Origin of the sequence: Comamonas sp. Z1, from assembly GCF_008121555.1 — a bacterium.
Classification (GTDB): domain Bacteria; phylum Pseudomonadota; class Gammaproteobacteria; order Burkholderiales; family Burkholderiaceae_C; genus Comamonas; species Comamonas thiooxydans.
The window spans coordinates 58,592-72,945 of record NZ_VOQT01000015.1 but is presented as its reverse complement, the minus strand read 5'-3'; the positions used below and the strand labels follow the sequence as shown (position 1 = coordinate 72,945).

The following is a 14,354-nucleotide window of genomic DNA, read 5'->3' as shown; positions in this document are numbered from 1 at the left end:
AACACCAGATGCAAAACGCAGAAAAAGGCCAAGGCCAGAACCTCAACGGCGCCGAACTGAAGATCGGCATCGTGCAAGCACGCTTCAACGAAAGCATTACCAACACCCTGTTTGCCTCCTGCCGCGACGAGCTGCTGGCACTGGGTGTGAAGAGCGAGAACATCGACCATGTCACCGTCCCCGGCGCACTCGAAGTGCCCGTGGCGCTGCAGACACTGGCCGACACCGATCAGTACGACGCCCTGGTGGCGCTGGGCTGCATCATCCGTGGGGAGACATACCACTTCGAGCTGGTAGCCAACGAATCGGGCGCAGGCGTGACACGCCTGTCCCTGGACTACCGCCTGCCGATCGCCAACGCGATCATCACCACTGAAAACATGGAGCAAGCCATTGCCCGCCAGGTAGACAAGGGCCGCGACGCCGCCCAGGTCGCCGTGGAAATGGCCAATCTGCTCAACTCCTACGACGATCATGAGTGAAGAACAATCCAGCGAGTCCGGCTCGCGCCGCCCTCCCCAGAAGCGCACCGGCCTGACCAGCACCGGCGCACGCAAGGCGGGCTCCAAATCCAATCGCAGCCGCGCACGCGAGTTCGCACTGCAAGGCCTGTATCAGCACATCGTGGGCCGCAATGCGGTGCTCGACATCGACCGCTTCACGCGTGATCTGGCCGGCTTTCACAAGGCCGACGTGGTGCACTACGATGCACTGCTGCGCGGCTGCGTGGAAAACGAAGCTGCACTGGACGCACTGATCACGCCCAAGCTCGATCGCGGCCTGACCGAGATCTCGCCCATCGAACATGCCTGCATGTGGATTGGTGTGTACGAGTTCCAGAACTGCCCCGACGTGCCCTGGCGCGTGGTGCTCAACGAGTGCATCGAGCTGGCCAAGGAATTCGGCGGCACCGACGGTCACAAGTATGTCAACGCCGTGCTCAACGGACTGGCTCCCGAGCTGCGCGCCACCGAAGTGGCGCATGACCGCGCCAACAAGTCCGCCAGCTGAACCGCTTGAGCTGCAGCGCCGTGCCTGCGCGGCCCTGCTGGCGCCACATGCATAGTCAATGCAAATACTGCAACAGGGCCGCAGGTGCTATCGTGCACCGGCTGGCTGGTTGCAGTTTTTTTATGGGCGCAAGGCTGATGCACCGGCTGCATACTCCGGCACCAGACTGCACCCAAACGCTGATTGATTGAAAGAATAACGTCGTCCATGTCCGTCATCGAGCTTTCCCGCCGCGCCCAACGCATCGAGCCTTTCTACGTCATGGAAATGGCCAAGCACGCGCAGGAAGTGGCCCGCCAGTCCAGCGCCAGCGGCACGCCCATGATCTATCTGAACATCGGCGAGCCGGACTTCAGCGCCCCGCCTCTGGTGCAGCAAGCGGCAGAGCGCGCCATCCGCGACGGCCGCACGCAATATACCCAGGCACCGGGCCTGCCCGAGCTGCGCGAGCGCATCAGCGCCTGGTATGCCAGCCGCTTCGGCGTGGACGTGCCGGCGCGCCGCATCATCATCACGGCCGGCGCCTCGGCCGCGCTGCAGCTGGCCTGTCTGGCTCTGATCGACGAGGGCGACGAGGTGCTGATGCCCGATCCCAGCTACCCCTGCAACCGCCACTTTGTCTCGGCGGCCGAGGGCAAGCCGGTGCTCATCCCCTCCTCGGCGGCGGAGCGCTTCCAGCTCAGCGCCGCCAAGGTCGAAGCAGCCTGGGGCGAGCGCACGCGCGGCGTGATGCTGGCCTCGCCGTCCAACCCCACGGGCACTTCGATTGCTCCCCATGAGCTGCGCCGCATCCACGACGTCGTGCGCGCCAAAGGCGGGTTGACCATCGTCGACGAAATCTACCTGGGCCTGTCCTACGACGAAGCCTTTGGCCAATCGGCCCTGAAGCTGGGCGATGACATCATCTCCATCAACAGCTTCAGCAAATATTTCAATATGACGGGCTGGCGCCTGGGCTGGATGGTCGTGCCCGAGTCGCTGGTCGCGCCCATCGAGATGCTGGCCCAGCATCTGTTCATCTGTGCCAGCACCGTATCGCAGTATGCGGCCCTCGCCTGCTTCGAGCCCGAGAGCATTGCCGAATACGAACGCCGCCGCGCCGAGTTCAAGGCCCGCCGCGACTACTTCATCCCGGCTCTCGAAGCGATAGGCCTGCCCGTGCCCGTCAAGCCCGACGGCGCTTTCTACGCCTGGGCCGACTGCCGCGCTGCCGCCGAGAAGCTCGGCGTCAAGGGCAGCTGGGATTTTGCCTATGCGCTGATGAACCAGGCTCACCTGGCCATCACCCCCGGCCGCGACTTCGGTCAGGCCGAGACGGCGAACTATGTGCGCTTTTCCACCGCCAACTCCATGGAGCAGCTGCAGGAAGCCATTGCTCGCATGAAAAAGCTCTTCTGCTGAATCCGTGATGATGCAGAGCCAACCAGCGCCTTTGCCTGACAGGGCCGATGCCTTGCAAGCCGCCGCAGCCGGGGTGTTCACATTCCCGATACGCGTTTACTGGGAAGACACCGATGCCGGCGGCGCCGTGTTCTATGCCAACTACCTCAAGTTCTTCGAGCGTGCCCGTACCGAGTGGTTGCGCTCGCTGGGCATCGCCCAGCAAAAGCTGCGGGAACAAACCGGCGGCATCTTTGTCGTAACGTCTGCGCAGCTTGAATATCTGCACCCGGCGCGACTCGATGACCAACTCTTTGTTACCGCTAGCTTGAAAAGTGCCGGCCGCGCTTCGCTCACAATCGAGCAGCAGGCGCTGCTGGTCCATTCCGACAGTCACGCCCAAGAGCCCACGCCGCTGTGCACGGGCTCCATCCGAATTGGGTGGGTGGATGGCAAGACCATGCGCCCCGCGAGAATTCCGAACCATATCCTGGAGCAACTTTCATGAACTCCCAAGACATGTCCATCCTCAGCCTCATCATGCAGGCCAGTTGGGTGGTACAACTGGTCATGCTGATCCTGGTGATCGCATCCATAGCGAGCTGGGCCACCATTTTTCGCAAGGCCCAGACCTTGAAGCGAGTGCGCTCGCTCAACGACAACTTCGAGCAGGACTTCTGGTCGGGCACCAGCCTCAACGACCTCTATGCCTCTGCCGCGCAGAACGCCAAGACCGGCGGCCCCATGGAGCGCATCTTTGCCAGCGGCATGCGTGAGTACCAGAAGCTGCGCGAGCGCCGCATCGGCGATGTCGCCACGCTGATGGACGGCACGCGCCGTGCCATGCGCGCAAGCTTTCAGCGCGAACTCGACGAGATCGAATCCGGCCTGTCCTTCCTGGGCACCGTGGCCTCGGTCTCGCCCTATGTCGGCCTGTTCGGTACCGTGTGGGGCGTGATGCACGCCTTCACCGGCTTTGCCAATATGGAGCAGATCACGCTGGCCACCGTGGCCCCCGGCATTGCCGAGGCCCTGGTCGCCACCGCCATGGGCCTGTTTGCAGCCATCCCCGCCGTGACGGCCTACAACCGTTACGCCCACCATATCGACCGTATCGCCAGCCAGGAAGAGACCTTCATCGAGGAGTTCTCCAATATCCTGCAGCGCAATGTCGGTGCCACTGCCAGCGGCTCCGCCTCCGGCCATTGAGATGAAACGGTTCCCGAGTCGCTTCAGGCATCTGGCCTTGACAGGACACAAGGCCCGCGGGCCTTTGCACTGCGCCTCTGGATTGAGCCTCGCGCGAGCAGGACGGCTGCGCGCCAAGCAGCCTATTTGTAAGGAGTGTGATCCATGCCAGCCATGAGTTCACGCGGTCGCAATCGCCGCACCGTCAACGAAATCAATATGGTGCCCTTCATCGACGTGATGCTGGTGCTGCTCATCATCTTCATGGTGACGGCGCCCATGCTCACGCCGGGCTCCATCAACGTCCCCAGCGCGGGCAAGTCCTCGCGCCCGCCGACCAAGAACATTGCCTATGTGCTGCTCGACAAGGATGGCAGCATCCAGTTCAAGAACGGCAGCAACACCCAGACCATCAAGCTCGACGACCTCAAGGGTCTGGCCCAGTCCTGGCAGCAAGGCCAGGGCGAGGACAGCGCCATCCAGATCATCGCCGACAAGGGTCTGCCTTTTGACGACGTCATGAAGGCGCACACCACGCTGTCCAAGGCCGGCGTCAAGCGCATTGCCTTCGGCGTCGTTTCCTCTTCCAGCAATTGATCCCCTACAGGAAGCTCTGCCGCCGGCCGCGACTTTGATCCCTTGAAGCCGCAGCCCGCGCAGACCACCAATTCACCATGCCTAACCAGCAAGATCGCGATCAGTTTGCCCCGCCCCGCCCCAAAGGCCGGGCGCGCTCATGGTCGCTCGCCCTGGCCGCGCACGGGTTGCTGATCGCGGCCCTGCTGTGGACGGTGCGCCCCCCCAAAGAAGCCGACGAGGCCATGGTCGAAGCCGAGGTCTGGAGCAGTTCCGCCCCGGCTTCCGCAGCCGCCGTGACACCGCCGCCTCCCGCTCCGGAGCCCACGCCGGAGCCGGCTCCCGAGCCACCACCTCCTCCGCCGGAACCCGTGGTGGCACCGCTGCCTCCTCCTGCGCCTGCCCCCAAGGCTCAGACCCATGACGACGATCATGAGGCCGAGATTGCCCTGGCCAAAAAGAAAAAGCAGGAGCAGCTGAAGAAGGAAAAGGCCGAGCAGGAAGCCCGCGAACAGCGCGAAAAAGAGCGCAAGGAAAAAGCCGAAAAGGACAAGGCCGAGAAGGAAAAGGCCGAAAAGGCGCAGCTGGAAAAACAAAAGGCCGAGAAGGCTGAAAAAGCGGAGAAGGAACGCAAGGAAAAGCTCGAGCACGAGAAAAAGGAAAAGGCCGAAAAGGCGGCCAAGGACAAGGCCGAGAAGGAAAAAGCGGAAAAGGCTGAGAAAGAGAAAGCCGAGAAAGCCGCCAAGGACAAAGCTGCCAGGGAAAAAGCCGAGAAGGACAAGGCCGACAAGGAAAAAGCCGCCAAGGAAGCCAAGGAGAAGGCGGCCAGGGACGCCAGGGATGCCAAGGCAGCCGATGACCGCCGCAAGGCCGAGCTGGCACGCCTGCAAGGGCTGGCCGGCGGGTCCGGCGGCAGCGATCAGGCCGGCAGCGGCGGCAGCCGCACGGGCGGCGCGGGCAGCAGTGCCAGCGGCGGACCATCGGCCGGCTATGCCGCCAAGGTGGCCGCGCGCGTCAAGCCCAACATCGTCTACCCCGATGCGGTCAGCGGCAATCCGCGTGCCGAGGTCCGCGTGCGCACGGCACCGGACGGCACCATCACCAGTGCCACGATCTCCAAGTCCAGCGGCAACGCGGCCTGGGATGAAGCCGTGGTGCGCGCCCTGCACAAGACCGACAAGCTGCCGCGCGATATCGACGGCAAGGTGCCGTCGGACTTGGTCATAGGCTTCAGACCCCAGGACTGACGCGGGACTGCTCCCCGCGCTGTCCCCCAAGCCCCGCAGGCACGGCCTGCGGGGCTTTTCTCTATCTGTGGCCAATCCGCAACGCACCGAGCTGCATGGCTTGCGCCGCCGCTCGCCAGTCCATAGCATGCCTTTCTTTGCCGCACTCCATGCAGGATTGCGCGCTTCACCCACTCACGCAAAGGAGAGAGCCATGTCCCAGACGACAAATCCCTTTGCAGTCGTGCCCGCCTAAAGCCTTCTAGCGCTTCCCGCCACGCTGCAGACCTCGCCCGGCCCATGGAACGACATGGAGCCAGGCCTTGTGCTGCGCGTGAATTCCCGGATGCCCTCGGCCGAGCATGTCGCGACTGCCCCATCGCTGATTTCATGCATTCGACCAAGGGCCATTCATGGGCAATTCTTTTTCGGACACCTACGTCAAGGTGTTCGCCAACCGCAGCGTCTGGATCGAGGACGCTGCCATCCAGCAACTTCACACCACCGCCGCCAATCTGGACGGCATCCGCGCTGCCGTGGGTCTTCCCGACCTGCATCCGGGCCAGGGCTATCCCGTGGGCGCGGCATTTTTCTCGACAGAACGCTTCTACCCGGCCCTGGTCGGCGGCGACATAGGCTGCGGCATGTCCCTGTACGCAACCGACCTGGCCGTGCACAAGACCTCGGCCGCCAGGCTCGAAAAAGCTGTGGGCAATATCGACGGCCCTCTGCCTCTGGAGCTGCTGGAGACCGTGGACATGGGGCAGCTGCAGCAGATTGCGCAGACCAGCGGCGTCGCCGATCCGGCCTATCTGCTGCAGAGTCTGGGCACCATAGGCGGCGGCAACCACTTTGCCGAACTGCAGCAGGTCGAGACCCTCTACGAGGAAGGCGCGCTCGACAAAAAGCGCGTGCACCTCATGGTGCACAGCGGCTCGCGGGGCCTGGGCGGCGCCATACTGCGCGAGCATGTGCAGCGTTTCAGCCACGACGGCCTGGCCGCCGGCACCGACGCCGCAAGGCAATACCTGCTGCAGCACGATGCCGCAATCGACTATGCGCGGCTCAACCGCAGCAGCATCGCCCAGCGCCTGCTGCGCGCGATCCGCAGCCAGGGCGAAGCCCTGCTCGACATCACGCACAACCATGTGCTTGCCCACCGCTGGCAGGGCCAGGACGGCTTTCTGCATCGCAAGGGCGCCACACCGGCAGACCGGGGTCTGGTCGTCATTCCGGGCTCGCGCGGCGACTACAGCTATCTGGTGCGGCCCGTCACCGGGCGGCACGAGGCCCTGGATTCGCTGGCCCACGGCGCCGGCCGCAAATGGGCGCGCACGGACTGCGCAGGCCGGCTGCGGCCCCGCTTCACGCTGGACGAGCTGCTGCGCACGCGCTTCGGCAGCGCCGTGGTCTGCGCCGACCGCGAGCTGGTCTACGAGGAGGCCCCCCAGGCCTACAAGGATGTGGACTCCGTGGTCGCCAGCCTGCAGCAAGCCGGCCTGGTGGAGCTGGTCGCGCGTCTCAGGCCCCTGCTGACCTACAAGAAGGGAGCCATGCAATGCTGCTGATGCAACTGAGCTCGGCCCACGGCCCCGCCGAGTGCGAATACGCGCTGCAGCTGACGCTACGCAAGCTGCTGCAGGCCTGCGCGGCCGAGGATTTGGCCGTCGAGGTGCTGGAGGAGTCCCGCACCCCGGCCGGCTGCAGGTCGGTGCTGCTGCGCTGCGAGCGCGAGACGCCCGCGCTGCGCGAATGGCTGGGCACCATCCAGTGGATCTTCGCCAGCCCCTTCCGGCCCCGGCATCCGCGCAAGAACTGGTTCGTCGCCGTGCAGCGCTGCGAGCCGCCGCGCCAGCTGGCCATGGACGGCGAGATACAGTTCCAGTCCTGCAAGGCTTCGGGCAAGGGCGGCCAGCATGTCAACACCACGGACTCGGCCGTCCACGCCCTGCATGTGCCCAGCGGGATTGCCGTCAAGGTCATGAGCGAACGCAGCCAGCATGCCAACAAGCGGCTGGCGCGCGAGCTGCTGGCCATCAAGCTGGCGCAGCACAATGCGCGCAGCGAGGGGCAGGCGCAGCGCCTGCGCAACCAGCAGCACTGGGAAGTCGAGCGGGGTCAGGCCGTCAAGGTCTTCCGCCTGTAAGCGCCCGGTGAGGACATTGCCGCCCGCCTCCCGAACGCAGAGGCGGCGGCAATGTCGCTGCGGCCCCGGCCACTTAGAAGCACAGGTAGACACCCAGGGCCAGCAGACTGAGCATCAGCAGCTTCCGGAAAAGCTCGGGCGAGAGTTTCTCGCGCAGCAACTCGCCCCAGTGCATGCCGGCCAGAGCCGGAATCAGCATCAGGGCCGAAGTCAGCAGTCCCAGTCCCATCTCCTGCGCCTGAGCACCCAGGCCTTGCCCCTTCCAGAACAAACCGGTCCCCAGGGCCAGCGTGGAAGTGGTAAAGCACAGGCCCATGGCCTGCATGAGTGCGGGACGGGCCAGGCCCAGCGACTGCAAAAAGGCCACGGCTGGCACGACAAAGACACCGGTAACCGCCGTGATGGCGCCCGTCAGCAGGCCGCATGCCGCGCCCAGCCAGGCCTGGTGCGGCACCGGCGTCTGCCAGCGCAGGCCCGACAGCCCCCACAGGGCGTACATCACCAGCGCCAGGCCCAGAGCCGGCCTGGCTGCGGGCAGGCTGCCGACTCCGCCCCAGAGGGCCACACCTCCCAGCGTGCCCAGCACAATGCCCAGCTGCATCCAGCCCAGACGCTGCAACAAGGCCCGCAAACCCGCCACAGGCCGCATCTGCACCAGATTCGTCACCAGCGAAGGCAAAAGCAGCAAGGCCGCCGCCTGCGCAGGCGGCATGAACACCGCCAGCAAGGCCATGGAAACCGTGGGCAGACCCAGACCCACCACGCCTTTGACACAACCCGCCAGGCCAAACACGGCAATGGCTGCCGCAGCCATCCAGCCTTCGTTCCACATCATCAATCCTTCGTATTATCCGAATCTTTAAACACCGGCAAGATCTATCTTTCTCTTGCTTAGCGCTGATAATCCTTCGACACAAGACTCTTTACCAACGGGATTATTCAAATCCAGACTTCGTATAAACCTTAGGCTTGAATCCCATGCGCTTTGACCTGACCGACCTCCAGCTGTTTGTGCACATCCTCGACAGCGGCACGCTGACGGCAGCGGCACAGTGCAGCCATCTCACGCTGGCCTCGGCCAGCGAGCGCGTGCGCGGCATGGAGGCGCTTCTGGGCACGGCGCTGCTCATTCGCCAGGCACGCGGCGTGCAGCCCACGGCTGCGGGTCACACCCTGGGCCAGCATGCGCGCCAGGTGCTCAGCCAGATGCAGCTGCTACGCGGGGCCATGGGCGAGTTCGGCGCCGGCCTGGCCGGGCAGATACGTTTGCGAGGCAATACCTCGGCCGTGCGCGAGCATCTGCCGCTGGCCGTCAGCGGCTTTCTGCGCCAGCACCCGCAGATTGCACTGGAGCTGCAGGAATGCCCGAGCAGCGAAGTGCTGGCCGGACTGCGCCAGGGCCTGTGCGATATCGGCGTGGCGGCCTGGGATGCCGAAGACGCGGCGGCGCTGGCAGGCCTGCACTGCCAGCCCTGGAGACAGGACCCGCTGGCCGCCGCCTTGCCGCTGGGCCATGCGCTGGCCGGACGCTCGCAACTGAAACTGGCCGAGCTGCTGCACGAGAACTGGGTCGGCCTGCCACGCGAATCCGCCCTGCAGCAGCTGCTGCAGAAACAGGCCTTGCAGATCAATGACCGGCTTCTGCGCATCCAGGTCCAGCTGCAGCATTTCGAAGGTCTGTGCCAGCTCGTTGGCCAGGGCGTCGGCATTGCCGTGCTGCCGCTGGCTGCCGTGCAGCGTCACGGCGCCGCCACCGGCGTGGCGGCCGTGCCGCTGTCCGACGCCTGGGCGCAGCGCCAGCTGCTGCTGTGCACGCCGGCTGGGTCGGCATCGCTGTCCTTACCCGCGCGGCAGCTGCACGCACAGCTGCTACAGACTGCGTAGCCTTAGCAAGCCACGGTGAAAAGCGCTATGCGGGACAATAGCGCCATCATGACCCTCAAAGCCCCCGAACTGCTGCTGCCTGCCGGCTCTCTCGACAAGATGCGCGCCGCCTACGACTTTGGTGCCGACGCCGTCTACGCCGGCCAGCCGCGCTACAGCTTGCGCGCGCGCAACAACGAATTCCGCCTGGAGCAGATCGGCCAGGGCATTGCCGAGGCGCATGCACGCGGCAAGAAGTTCTTCCTGACCAGCAATCTGATTGCGCACAACGACAAGGTCCGCACCTATCTGCGCGACATCGAACCCATCATCGCCATGAAGCCCGACGCCATGATCATGGCCGACCCCGGGCTCATCATGATGGTCAAGGAAAAGTGGCCCGAGCAGGAAATCCATCTGTCCGTGCAGGCCAACACCACCAACCACGCCACCGTGAAGTTCTGGCAGAAGATGGGCGTCTCGCGCATCATCCTGTCGCGCGAGCTGAGCCTGGACGAGATCGAGAAGATCCGCCAGGAATGCCCCGACATGGAGCTGGAAGTGTTTGTGCACGGCGCGCTGTGCATTGCCTACTCGGGCCGCTGCCTGCTGTCGGGCTACTTCAACCGCCGCGACCCCAACCAGGGCACCTGCACCAACGCCTGCCGCTGGGACTACAAGACGCATGACGCGGCCGTGGACCCCAACACCGGCGAGGCGCTGGGCCAGACCATGGAAACCGGCTTCAACTTCGAAGAAGCCAAGAACGATCTGGACAACCAGTTCACCAGCACCTGCGGTGACCAGCAGCGCCATCCCAAGGCAGATGCCATCTATCTGCTCGAGGAAAAAGGCCGCCCCGGCGAGATGATGCCCATCATGGAAGATGAGCATGGCACCTACATCATGAACTCCAAGGACCTGCGCGCCGTGGAGCATGTGGAGCGCCTGACCAAGATCGGCGTGGACTCGCTCAAGATCGAAGGCCGCACCAAGAGCCTGTACTACGTGGCCCGCACAGCCCAGACCTACCGCCGCGCCATCGACGACGCCGTGGCCGGCCGTCCGTTCAACCCGCATCTGATCACCGAACTCGAAGGTCTGGCCAACCGCGGCTATACCGGCGGCCTGCTGGAGCGCCGCCCTGCCAACGACTACCAGAACTACGAAACCGGCCACAGCGTGCTGCAGCGCAGCCACTTCGTGGGCGCGGTGCGCGGCTATGCCGACGGCATGGCCGAGATTGAAACCATGAACCGTTTCGCCGTGGGCGACACCATCGAAGTGATTCATCCCCAGGGCAACCGCCAAGTCAAGCTGGAGAAGATGTTCAACCTCGAAGGCCAGCCCGTGGAAGTCGCACAAGGCAACCCCGTGCGCGTGCGCATTCCGCTGGAAGGCCCTGTGGAAGGTGCGCTGATTTCGCGTCTGCTGTAAGCTCGACCGGCTTTGCTTTTCCAACGCCCCATACGCTGGGGCGTTGCTCTTTTCTCTATAGCTGCTTTCGCTCGTCCTCTCTTGGATTCAAATTGAATTCATGTTGAGAACCAACGACAACAAGCGCAAGCAGCTCCTCAATTTGAAGAACACACATGGAACTGAAGATTGACGAAGGCCTGAAGGCCTATATCGACCCTCTGACCCCGGACGAGCACGAATCGCTGGAGCGCAGCATCCTTTCCGAAGGCTGCCGCGACTCCCTGGTGGTCTGGGGCGATCTGCTCATCGACGGCCACAACCGCTACGGCATCTGCCGCAAGCACGGCCTGCCCTTCAACACCGTGCAGGCCACGCAGTTCAAGAACATGGACGACGTGCATCTGTGGATGATCGACCAGCATCTGGGCCGCCGCTCGGTCTCGGACTTCCAGCGCGGCGTGCTGGCGCTGCGCAAGCGCGAGATCATTGCCGAGCGACGCGCTGCCGCTGCCGCTGCCGTGAACGCCGCCAAGGCCGCCCAGCCGGCCAGCGAGGAAGCCCCCTGGGAAGGCGAGACCGACCCCGTGGTGGCCCAGGCTCTGGCCAGCGTGGCCAAGGTGCCCGACGAAGCGCTGGACACGCGTGAAGCCCTGGCACGCGCCGCCCGACTGTCGGCCGGTCAGGTCAAGATGATCGAGACCATCCAGGAAAAGGCTGCGCCCGAAGTCGTGGCCGCGGTCAAGGCCGGCGAACTCTCGCTCAATGCCGCTGCCGTGGTCGCCACCCTGCCCGAGGAAGAGCAGCAAGCCGTGGCCGCCGAAGGTGCCGACGCCCTCAAGCAGGCCGCCAAGCGCGTGCGCGATGCCAAGAAAAAGCCCAAGGCCGCCAAGCCCGAAGCCGAAGAATCGGCAGAAGCCGTGCCAGCCGCCAGCCCCGAAGAGCTGCAGACCCGCGTCACCGAGCTGGAAGCCGAGAACGAGCGCCTGCGCCTGCAGGTCAAGACCTTGCAGGACCTGCTGGCCGAACAGGGTTAAGCCGCTCTCTTGCCCGGCTCCCGCACGCAGCCTCCCCGAACGGCCAGATTGCCGGGCAGGGAGGCTGTTTTTTTGTGTCTCAACATAACCACATACAGCCAAATGACAGCAATTCTCATTAATATCTGCGCCTGCCAATAAACGCCACATAGTCCCCTCCGGCCCCGACTGAAGACAAGAGATGCCGCCAGCGCAAGGCTGGGGCAGCGCGCTGTTCATGCCAGCCAGGTGCTGTGTGCACTCCCCTACAACACCCATGGCTAACCTCCATCTTTCCGACTCCCCCGCTTTTCGCCTGAGCAGCGCCGCCGCTGCCGTTGCCGCAGCCCTTGGCGTGCTCGCCAGCCCCGTTCATGCACAGACGGCCAACGCCGCCACTGCCGAAGCCGCCCTGGACTCGGTCACCGTCACCGGCAACTGGCTGGATGGCGATATGTCCAGCGCCGAGAAGGTGCTGGAGCATCCAGGCGCCCGCACCATCGTCGAGCGCGAGCGCATCCAGGAAAGCGGCGCGGCCACCTTGCGCGAAGCGCTGCGCCTGGTGCCCGGTGTGCAGGTTCAGGACAGCAACGGCACGGGCGGCAGCGATATCTCTCTGAACCTGAGCGTGCGCGGTCTGACCGCACGCCTGTCGCCACGCTCCTATGTGCTGCAGGACGGCGTGCCCGTCTCCTACGCTCCCTACGGTCAGCCCCAGCTGTCGCTGGCGCCCGTGGCGCTGGGCAATCTGGACTCCATCGACGTGGTGCGCGGCGCAGGCTCGGTGCGCTACGGCCCGCAGAACGTGGGCGGCATCATCAACTTCACGACGCGCGCCATTCCCAAGACTTTTGCGGCAGAAGCCTCCATCGGCACCGAGATCTACATCCACGGCGGCAACGTGAAGACCACGCCCAGCTTCTTTGTGGGCGGCACCAACGAGTCGGGCCTGGGCCTGGCCGTGCTGTATTCGGGCACGCACGGCAAGGGCTGGCGCAGCAGCAACGACAAGACCGACATCGACGATCTGCTGGTCAAGGGCAGCTACAAGCTCAGCAACAACAGCAGCATTTCCGCTTCGCTGCACCACTTCGAGGGCAAGGGCCAGATGCCCGGCGGCCTGACCACGGCCCAGTACGCCGCCGACCCGTTCCAGAGCACGCGCAACTATGACCAGTTCACGGGCCGCCGCACCGACGGCTCGCTCAAGTACAGCTACAAGGACGGTCGCAACAACTTCGAAGTGCTCAGCTACTACGTGGACTCCTTCCGCGGCAGCTATATCGAACGCGACGCCACCGGCGCCAATGCCGGCAAGCGCAGCCTCACGGCCGCACCGCGCGACTACAGCTACTACGGCGTGGAGCCGCGCTACTCGCGCATTTTCGAGACCGGCTCCGTGGTGCAGGAAGTCAGCGTTGGCTATCGCTACCTGAAGGAAAAGAGCTCAGAAACGGCGCTGGCCACTTCGGGCTTCTATGTGCCCGGCCAGGTCGATGCCATGGCCCTGCCGCTGAACACCACCCAGACCAGCCAGGGCGGCACCACGGCCAATGCCTTCTATATCGACAACCGCATCGATGTGGGCAACTGGACCATCACGCCCGGCGTGCGCTACGAGCGCATCCGCTCCTTCAACAATGTGGTGGACTACAAGGGCGCGACCGCAGCGGCCATCTACCCGACGGCTGCCGCCAACGAATGGCTGCCCACGCTGTCGGTGCTCTACCGCGTCGACAGCCACTGGGCGGTGTTCGCCAATGCCGGCAAGTCCTTCGGGCCCCAGCAGTACGCACAGTTGGCCCAGTCGTCCAACAACCAGCTCTATCCCGAATCGGCCAAGACCTATGAGCTGGGCACGCACTACAAGAGTGACACCTGGAATGGCGAGCTGACGCTGTTCAACATCGACTTCAACAAGGAGCTGTTCCTGGACCGCCCGGGTGACGGCACCGGCAACGGCATCTGGACCGATCTGGGTGCCACGCGCCACCGTGGTCTGGAATCGGCGCTGCGCTATGACTTCGGCAAGAACTACCCGGCACTCAAGGGCCTGTCGCTGGGGATGAGCTATACCTTCACCCAGGCCACCAGCCAGGCCGGCCCCTTCGCAGGCCGCGACCTGCCGCTTTATTCGCGCCACACGGCCGGCCTGTCGGCACGTTATGCGATGGAGCGCTGGACCTTCAATGCCGATCTGAACGCCCAGTCCAAGCAACGCTCGCCCGGCACGCCCGGCACCAGCGCCAAGCCCAATCCCTACATCACGCAGGAAGACGCCAATGGCAATCTGGGCGATATCCCGGGCTTTGCCATCCTGGGCCTGCGCACCAGCTACCAGGCCGGCAAGGAGCTGAACAATCTGCGCCTGACCGTGGGCATGAAGAACGTGTTTGACCGCCGCTACTTCACCCGCTCCACCGACAACAACGGCGGCGGCAAATACGTGGGCATGCCACGCACCCTGTACGTCCAGGCCACCCTGCCGTTCTAAGCGGCGGCCCCGCGAGTCCACCTCAGGACCGGTCACGC

General features: G+C 64.6%; 14 protein-coding genes. 13 read left to right on the top strand and 1 reads right to left on the bottom strand.

The features are described 5' to 3' along the window. Positions 1–8: 8 nt before the first annotated feature. From ribH to prfH, 9 genes are all read left to right on the top strand, one after another. Positions 9–482, top strand: coding sequence for a 6,7-dimethyl-8-ribityllumazine synthase (gene ribH, locus FSY45_RS21425; RefSeq protein ID WP_003063913.1), 474 nt, complete (start codon positions 9–11; stop codon positions 480–482). After that, a complete protein-coding gene (gene nusB / locus FSY45_RS21420; RefSeq protein ID WP_003063915.1) occupies positions 475–1,011 on the top strand; it encodes a transcription antitermination factor NusB in 537 nt (178 codons plus the stop codon). Before ribH ends, nusB begins: the two co-directional genes overlap by 8 nt. 207 nt (positions 1,012–1,218) lie before the next feature. Further along, positions 1,219–2,412: a pyridoxal phosphate-dependent aminotransferase gene (locus tag FSY45_RS21415; RefSeq protein ID WP_187427588.1), complete on the top strand. Its 1,194-nt coding sequence runs from the start codon at positions 1,219–1,221 to the stop codon at positions 2,410–2,412. 7 nt (positions 2,413–2,419) lie between these two features. Continuing rightward, entirely contained in the window at positions 2,420–2,899 is a 480-nt protein-coding gene (gene ybgC / locus FSY45_RS21410) for a tol-pal system-associated acyl-CoA thioesterase (RefSeq protein ID WP_223305719.1), read from the top strand. Continuing rightward, positions 2,896–3,600: a protein TolQ gene (tolQ, locus tag FSY45_RS21405; protein ID WP_003063920.1), complete on the top strand. Its 705-nt coding sequence runs from the start codon at positions 2,896–2,898 to the stop codon at positions 3,598–3,600. Before ybgC ends, tolQ begins: the two co-directional genes overlap by 4 nt. Before the next feature lie 144 nt (positions 3,601–3,744). After that, positions 3,745–4,176, top strand: coding sequence for a biopolymer transporter ExbD (locus tag FSY45_RS21400; RefSeq protein WP_012839211.1), 432 nt, complete (start codon positions 3,745–3,747; stop codon positions 4,174–4,176). Positions 4,177–4,253: 77 nt separating this feature from the next. Further along, positions 4,254–5,402, top strand: coding sequence for a cell envelope integrity protein TolA (gene tolA, locus FSY45_RS21395; protein WP_148748377.1), 1,149 nt, complete (start codon positions 4,254–4,256; stop codon positions 5,400–5,402). A 392-nt stretch (positions 5,403–5,794) separates the two neighbouring features. Next, entirely contained in the window at positions 5,795–6,949 is a 1,155-nt protein-coding gene (locus tag FSY45_RS21390; protein ID WP_046461992.1) for an RNA ligase RtcB family protein, read from the top strand. Continuing rightward, entirely contained in the window at positions 6,940–7,527 is a 588-nt protein-coding gene (gene prfH, locus FSY45_RS21385) for a peptide chain release factor H (RefSeq protein ID WP_046461993.1), read from the top strand. The genes FSY45_RS21390 and prfH overlap by 10 nt, the downstream gene beginning before the upstream one ends. A 73-nt stretch (positions 7,528–7,600) precedes the next feature. On the opposite strand, the gene FSY45_RS21380 is transcribed toward prfH, so the two are convergent. Next, positions 7,601–8,359, bottom strand: a complete 759-nt coding sequence (locus FSY45_RS21380; protein ID WP_046461994.1) for a sulfite exporter TauE/SafE family protein — start codon at positions 8,357–8,359, stop codon at positions 7,601–7,603. Positions 8,360–8,505: 146 nt separating this feature from the next. Between FSY45_RS21380 and FSY45_RS21375 the strand changes: the two genes are divergently transcribed. The 4 genes from FSY45_RS21375 (at position 8,506) to FSY45_RS21360 (ending at position 14,316) form a co-directional block, all read left to right on the top strand. Next, positions 8,506–9,411, top strand: coding sequence for a LysR substrate-binding domain-containing protein (locus FSY45_RS21375; RefSeq protein ID WP_046461995.1), 906 nt, complete (start codon positions 8,506–8,508; stop codon positions 9,409–9,411). Between the two features lie 27 nt (positions 9,412–9,438). After that, positions 9,439–10,827: a tRNA 5-hydroxyuridine modification protein YegQ gene (yegQ, locus tag FSY45_RS21370; RefSeq protein WP_046461996.1), complete on the top strand. Its 1,389-nt coding sequence runs from the start codon at positions 9,439–9,441 to the stop codon at positions 10,825–10,827. A gap of 155 nt (positions 10,828–10,982) precedes the next feature. Continuing rightward, complete coding sequence (locus tag FSY45_RS21365; RefSeq protein ID WP_046461997.1) at positions 10,983–11,843, top strand: plasmid replication/partition related protein; 861 nt, start codon at positions 10,983–10,985, stop codon at positions 11,841–11,843. A gap of 256 nt (positions 11,844–12,099) precedes the next feature. Next, positions 12,100–14,316, top strand: coding sequence for a TonB-dependent siderophore receptor (locus tag FSY45_RS21360; RefSeq protein ID WP_046461998.1), 2,217 nt, complete (start codon positions 12,100–12,102; stop codon positions 14,314–14,316). Positions 14,317–14,354 lie beyond the last annotated feature (38 nt).